Raw genomic sequence first — 7,769 nt, 5'->3', positions numbered from 1 at the left:
GGGTGCAGGCCGATCTCATGGGCCAGCATGCCCATGATGTAACCCATGTCGTACTTCTCGAAGTAATAACTGGCCAGGTTGATCTGCACACCCTCGTCGCCGAGGTCCCGCACGTCGGCCGGGGTTTCGGTCGTGCGGACGTGCAGGGTGATGCGGACGGGGCGCCCGCCGACGTACTGCTTGATGGTCGGGTGCTCGTCCAACAGCCCGATGATCCGGACCGCCCTGTCGAGATACTTCTCCGTCTGGTTCAGGTTGGTGAACTCGAAGTCCCCCAGCTTGAACGGACGCAGAGCAGGCGCCTCCTGCTGCATGTGGGCCGGGATCTCGGTGGCTGTCGTGCTGTCTGCGGGCCGGGGCAGAGACACAGGGTCGACCCACACGGCCTCGCGGAGTTCCTTAGCGGCAGCCTCCCGGGCCTGCGCCCAACTCCCGTCGGTCCCCTCGTCGTCCTGCTGGGACGCCGGGGTGACGTCCCCAATGAGCGCGCCGAGCAGAGCCAAATGCCGGTCGCGAAGGCCCGCGGGAGTGAGCGAGGCGTCCTCGGGAGCCTCGTCGATGTCGCCCAGCAGGCTGCCGAGAATGTGAGGGCGCTGCGGAGAATCCGTATCCCGGTACTCGTCACGCAGGCCGAGCTGGTGGGTGAGTTCGTGCACGAACTGCACCGGCGCAGCATCCGCCCACCACGTGATCTGATCCATCGCCCGGTCCCGGCCCGCCAGATCCACCGTCAGGTGCGGTGCATCCGTGGGATCCACAAGCTCCACGGTCACATGCAGCCGGTCACCGTTCGGCAGACGGTACTCCGGGGCATTCAGGAACTCCTCCACACCCGCCTCGAGCTGGCCGAACACACGAGTGGCCTCCTCATCCGTGCCCCGCAGCGCGATCCGGACCGTGAGGTCAGTAACCGACTCGCCCCGGTAAGAGAACCGCCGGGCATCGAAACCGGACCGCACCACAAACCGCGGACGGCGGTCACGCGCACCGTGCCCCGGCGACGCGGTGGGCGGCTCGGTCTGCGGCGCGGTGCCCGTACCGGCACCGGACTCGGGAAGCCTGGGGCGGGCCTCGCCGGCGTTACCCGCAGGCTGGTCCTGGACTGCGGGCCGCTGGATGCTGTCGCCGCTGTTGTAGGTACCGACATTGCTGGCCAGGCGGGTGAAGTCTCCCAGGACACCGAACCGGCTCTTATCCGAAGGCAGCAGCGCACGGACCGGGCTGTTCTGGGGCAGGTGCTCAGCCAGCTGACTCTTGTAGGCGTTGTAGGACCGTGCTGTATAAGCCGGGTCCAGGACCGCCTTGCCCCGATGGTCGTTGGTGACCGCGATGGAAGCGAGATCCATCAAGTACGTGTCGATCAGATCCGTGACGTCCTTCGCCTTCGCACCAGGGGCGCCGACGCGTGCGTGCCGGGCCATTACCTCGGCCATCTCGACGACGATGTCCCGATAGATCCCGTGGCGGATCGTGTGGGGGAAAGCCGCCATGACGTGGTCAGCCTGGCCCGCGTCCAAGGTGTTCATGAAACGCGGATTGTTCAAGGTCTCCAGACCCGGCACCTGCAACGGCATCCCCGCATACAGGTCCTCCTCCTCCGGGATCTTGGTGTTCTTGGAAGCCAAGGGGTGCAGGCCGATCTCATGGGCGAGCATGCCCATGATGTAACCCATGTCGTACTTCTCGAAGTAGTAACTGGCCAGGTTGATCTGCACACCCTCGTCTCCGAGGTCGCGCACGTCGGCCGGCGTCTCCGTGGTCCGCACGTGCAAGGTGATCCGGACCGGACGGCCGCCGACATACTGCTTGATGGTCGGGTGCTCGTCCAACAGCCCGATGATCCGGACCGCCTTGTCGAGATACTTCTCCGTCTGATTCAGGTTGGTGAACTCGAAGTCCCCCAGCTTGAACGGACGCAGGACCGGTTCCGCTGCCGCGGGCGCGGTGTCGGGGGTGGGGTTTCCGTCGGCCTGGGGAAGCCGGGGGCGGGCCTCGTCGGCGTTTCCGGGCGCCGGAGTCGGGGCGGCGGCAGGCCGCTGGATGCTGTCGCCGCTGTTATAGGTACCGACATTGCTGGCCAGGCGGGTGAAGTCTCCGAGCACACCGAACCGGCTCTTATCCGAAGGCAGCAGCGCACGGACCGGACTGTTCTGAGGCAGATGCTCAGCCAGCTGACTCTTGTAGGCGTTGTAGGACCGTGCCGTATAGGCCGGGTCCAGGACCGCCTTGCCACGGTGATCGTTGGTGACCGCGATGGAGGCGAGGTCCATCAGGTAGGTGTCGATCAGGTCCGTGACGTCCTTGGCCTTCGCGCCCGCCACGTTCACACGTGCATGCCGGGCCATAACCTCGGCCATCTCGACGACGATGTCCCGATAGATCCCATGGCGGATGGTGTGCGGGAACGCCGCCATGACGTGGTCGGCCTGACCGGCGTCCAGCGTGTTCATGAAACGCGGGTTCTTCAAGGTCTCCAAGCCCGGAACGGGCAGCGGCATCCTCGCGTAAAGGTCCTCTTCCTCCGGGATCTTCGTGTTCTTGGAAGCGAGAGGGTGCAGGCCGATCTCATGGGCAAGCATGCCCATGATGTAACCCATGTCGTACTTCTCAAAGTAATAACTGGCCAGATTGATCTGCACACCCTGATCACCGAGGTCCCGGACATCGGCCGGGGTTTCGGTCGTGCGGACGTGCAGGGTGATCCGGACGGGACGGCCGGCCACGTACTGCTTGATGGTCGGGTGCTCGTCCAGCAGCTCGATGATCCGGACCGCCCTGTCGAGGTACTTCTCCGTCTGATTCAGGTTGGTGAACTCGAAATCCCCCAGCTTGAACGGACGCAAAGCAGACGCCTGCGCCTGGTCCTGGTCCTGCTGCATGTGAGCCGGGACCCCGGTGGCCGTCGCACTGTCGGCGGGCCGGGGCAGAGACACAGGGTCGACCCACACAGCCTCGCGAAGTTCCTTGGCGGCAGTCTCCCGGGCCTGCGCCCAGCTCCCGTCGGTCCCGTCGTCGTCCTGCTGGGGCGCCGGGGTGACATCCCCGATGAGCGCGCCGAGCAGAGCCAAATGCCGGTCCCGCAAGCCCGCGGGAGCGAGGGAGCTGTCTTCGGGAGCCTCATCGATGCCGCCCAGCAGGCTGCCGAGAATGTGAGGGCGCTGCGGGGAATCGGTGTCCCGGTACTCGTCGCGCAGGCCGAGCTGGTGGGTGAGTTCGTGCACGAACTGCACCGGCGCGGCATCGGCCCACCACGTGATCTGATCCATCGCCCGATCCCGGCCCGCAAGATCCACCGTCAGGTGCGGTGCGTCGGCGGGGTCGACGAGCTCCACGGTCACGTGCAGCCGGTCACCGCTCGGCAGACGGTACTCCGGCGCGTTCAGGAACTCCTGCACACCCGCCTCGAGCTGGCCGAACACACGAGTGGCCTCCTCGTCTGTGCCGCGCAGCGCGATACGGACTGTGAGGTCAGTAACCGGCTCACCCCGGTACGAAAACCGCCGGGCATCAAAGCCGGACCGCACCACGAACCGCGGACGGCGGTCACGCGCACCGTGCCCCGGCGACGCGGTGGGCGGGGTGATCGACGACTCGGTCCGCGGCGCCGTACCCGTGTCGGCACCGGACTCGGGAAGCCTGGGGCGGGCCTCGTCGGCGTTTCCGGGTGCCGGGGTGGGGACGGCGGGCTGCTGGATGCTGTCGCCACTGTTGTAGGTACCGACGTTGCTGGCGAGTCGCGTGAAGTCCCCAAGGACACCGAACCGGCTCTTGTCCGAAGGCAGCAGGGCACGGACCGGGCTGTTCTGAGGAAGATGCTCGGCCAGCTGACTCTTGTAGGCGTTGTAGGACCGTGCCGTGTAGGCCGGGTCCAGGACCGCCTTGCCCCGGTGGTCGTTGGTGACCGCGATGGAAGCGAGATCCATCAAGTACGTGTCGATCAGATCCGTAACGTCCTTGGCCTTGGCACCCGCCACGTTCACGCGTGCGTGCCGGGCCATAACCTCGGCCATCTCGACGACGATGTCCCGATAGATCCCATGGCGGATCGTGTGCGGGAAAGCCGCCATGACGTGGTCAGCCTGACCCGCATCCAGCGTGTTCATGAAACGCGGATTCTTCAGGCTCTCCAGACCGGGGACGTGCAGCGGCATGCCCGCGTACAGGTCTTCTTCCTCCGGAATCTTCGTGTTCTTGGAGGCGAGAGGGTGCAGGCCGATCTCATGGGCCAGCATGCCCATGATGTAACCGGTCTCATACTTCTCGAAGTAGTAGCTGGCCAGGTTGATCTGCACGCCCTCGTCGCCGAGGTCGCGTACGTCGGCCGGGGTCTCGGTCGTGCGCACGTGCAGGGTGATGCGGACGGGACGGCCGGCCACGTATTGCTTGATGGTGGGGTGCTCGTCCAGCAGTCCGATGATCCGGACCGCCTTGTCGAGGTACTTCTCCGTCTGGTTCAGGTTGGTGAACTCGAAGTCCCCCAGCTTGAACGGACGCAGGACCGGCTGGGCCGGGGTGGGTGTCGTGTCGGCGGTGTTGTTGTCGGCCTGAGGAAGCCGCGGGCGGGCCTCGCCGTCATTGCCGGGCGCCGGGGTCGGGACGGTGGCGGGCCGCTGGATGCTGTCGCCGCTGTTATAGGTGCCGACGTTGCTGGCCAGGCGGGTGAAGTCTCCGAGCACACCGAACCGGCTCTTGTCCGAGGGCAACAGCGCACGGACCGGGCTGTTCTGGGGCAGGTGCTCAGCGAGTTGGCTCTTGTAGGCGTTGTAGGACCGTGCTGTATATGCCGGGTCCAGGACCGCTTTGCCACGGTGGTCGTTGGTGACCGCGATGGAAGCGAGATCCATCAAGTACGTGTCAATCAGATCCGTAACGTCCTTCGCCTTCGCACCAGGGGCGCCGACGCGTGCGTGCCGGGCCATTACCTCGGCCATCTCGACGACGATGTCGCGGTAGATCCCGTGGCGGATGGTGTGCGGGAAAGCCGCCATGACGTGGTCAGCCTGGCCCGCGTCCAAGGTGTTCATGAAACGCGGATTGTTCAAAGTCTCCAGACCCGGCACCTGCAACGGCATCCCCGCATACAGGTCCTCCTCCTCCGGGATCTTGGTGTTCTTGGAAGCCAAGGGGTGCAGGCCGATCTCATGGGCCAGCATGCCCATGATGTAACCCATGTCGTACTTCTCGAAGTAATAACTGGCCAGGTTGATCTGCACACCCTCATCGCCGAGATCCCGGACATCGGCCGGCGTCTCCGTGGTCCGCACGTGCAGAGTGATCCGGACCGGACGGCCGCCGACGTACTGCTTGATGGTCGGGTGCTCGTCCAACAGCCCGATGATCCGGACCGCTCTGTCGAGATACTTCTCCGTCTGGTTCAGGTTGGTGAACTCGAAGTCCCCCAGCTTGAACGGACGCAGAGCAGACGCCTGGTCCTGGTCCTGCTGCATGTGAGCCGGGACCCCGGTGGCCGTCGCACTGTCGGCGGGCCGGGGCAGAGACACCGGGTCAACCCACACAGCCTCGCGAAGTTCCTTGGCAGCAGTCTCCCGGGCCTGCGCCCAGGTCCCGTCGTCGTCCTGCTGGGGCGCCGGGGTGATGTCCCCGATGAGCGCGCCGAGCAGGGCCAGGTGCCGGTCGCGAAGGCCCGCGGGAGTGAGCGAGGCGTCTTCGGGAGCCTCGTCGATGTCGCCCAGCAGACTGCCGAGAATGTGAGGGCGCTGCGGAGAATCGGTATCCCGGTACTCGTCACGCAGGCCCAGCTGGTGGGTGAGTTCGTGCACGAACTGCACCGGCGCGGCATCGGCCCACCAGGTGACCTGGTCCATCGCCCGGTCCCGGCCCGCCAAGTCCACGGTCAGGTGCGGCGTGTCGGTGGGGTCGACGAGCTCTACGGTCACGTGCAGACGGTCGCCGTTCGGCAGACGGTACTCCGGGGCGTTCAGGAACTCCTCCACACCCGCCTGGAGCTGGTCGAACACATGAGTGGCCTCCTCGTTCGTGCCGCGCAGCGCGATACGGACCGTGAGGTCGGTGACCGGCTCGCCCCGGTACGAGAACCGCCGGGCATCGAAACCGGACCGCACCACAAACCGCGGACGGTGGTCGCGCGCACCGCCCCCCGGCGACGAAGTACGCGGGGCGGTAGGCGGGGCGATGGGCGACTCGGTCTGCGGCGCGGTGCCCGTACCGACACCGGACTCGGGAAGCCTGGGGCGAGCCTCGCCGGCGTTACCCGCAGGCTGTTCCGGGGCCGCGGGCTGCTGAATGCTGTCGCCGCTGTTATAGGTGCCGACATTGCTGGCGAGTCGCGTGAAGTCTCCGAGCACACCGAACCGGCTCTTGTCCGAAGGCAGCAGCGCACGGACCGGACTGTTCTGAGGAAGGTGCTCAGCCAGCTGACTCTTGTAGGCGTTGTACGCCCGTGCCGTATAGGCCGGATCCAGGACCGCCTTGCCACGGTGGTCGTTGGTGACCGCGATGGAAGCGAGATCCATCAAGTACGTGTCGATCAGATCCGTGACGTCCCTCGCCCTCGCACCCGCCACGTTCACACGTGCATGCCGGGCCATAACCTCGGCCATCTCGACGACGATGTCGCGGTAGATGCCGTGGCGGATGGTTTGCGGGAACGCCGCCATGATGTGGTCGGCCTGGCCCGCATCCAAGGTGTTCATGAAACGCGGGTTCTTCAAGGTCTCCAAGCCCGGAACGGGCAGCGGCGTCCTCGCGTAAAGGTCCTCTTCCTCCGGGATCTTCGTGTTCTGGGAAGCCAGGGGATGCAGGCCGATCTCATGGGCCAGCATGCCCATGATGTAGCCCATGTCGTACTTCTCGAAGTAATAACTGGCCAGATTGATCTGCACACCCTCGTCGCCGAGATCCCGGACGTCGGCCGGGGTCTCGGTCGTGCGGACGTGCAGGGTGATGCGGACCGGACGGCCGGCCACGTACTGCTTGATGGTCGGGTGCTCGTCCAGCAGCTCGATGATCCGGACCGCCCTGTCGAGGTACTTGTCCGTCTGGTTCAGGTTGGTGAACTCGAAATCCCCCAGCTTGAACGGACGCAGGACCGGTTCCGCTGCCGCGGGTGCGGTGTCGGGGGTGGGGTTTCCGTCGGCCTGGGGAAGCCGGGGGCGGGCCTCGTCGGCGTTTCCGGGCGCCGGGGTTGGGGCGGCGGCAGGCCGCTGGATGCTGTCGCCGCTGTTGTAGGTACCGACGTAGGAGGCGAGCTTGGCGAAGTCCCCCAGGACACCCATTCGACTCTTGTCCGAAGGCAGCAGGGCACGGACCGGGCTGTTCTGAGGGAGATGCTCAGCCAGCTGGCTCTTGTAGGCGTTGTAGGCCCGTGCTGTGTAGCTGGAGTCCAGGATCGCCTTGCCACGGTGGTCGTTGGTGACCGCGATGGAAGCGAGATCCATCAGGTAGGTGTCGATCAGGTCCGTGACGTCCTTGGCCTTCGCGCCCGCCACGTTCACGCGTGCGTGCCGGGCCATAACCTCGGCCATCTCGACGACGATGTCCCGGTAGATGCCGTGGCGGATCGTGTGCGGGAAAGCGGCCATGACGTGGTCAGCCTGACCGGCGTCCAGCGTGTTCATGAAACGCGGATTCTTCAAAGTCTCCAGACCCGGGACCTGCAGGGGCATGCCCGCATACAGGTCCTCTTCCTCCGGAATCTTCGTGTTCTTGGAGGCGAGAGGGTGCAGGCCGATCTCATGGGCCAGCATGCCCATGATGTAACCCATGTCGTACTTCTCGAAGTAATAACT

1 protein-coding gene is annotated in these 7,769 nt (G+C 65.6%); it reads right to left on the bottom strand.

The window, feature by feature from the left end:
- On the bottom strand, window positions 1–7,745 hold a 7,745-nt coding region (locus tag ABZ873_RS33475), incomplete at its 3' end, for a hypothetical protein (protein ID WP_360880405.1).
- Between the last annotated feature and the right edge of the window lie 24 nt (window positions 7,746–7,769).

The organism is Streptomyces sp. NPDC047014 (assembly GCF_040644195.1).
Lineage (GTDB): Bacteria > Actinomycetota > Actinomycetes > Streptomycetales > Streptomycetaceae > Streptomyces.
This window is presented reverse-complemented; position numbering and strand designations above follow the sequence as displayed.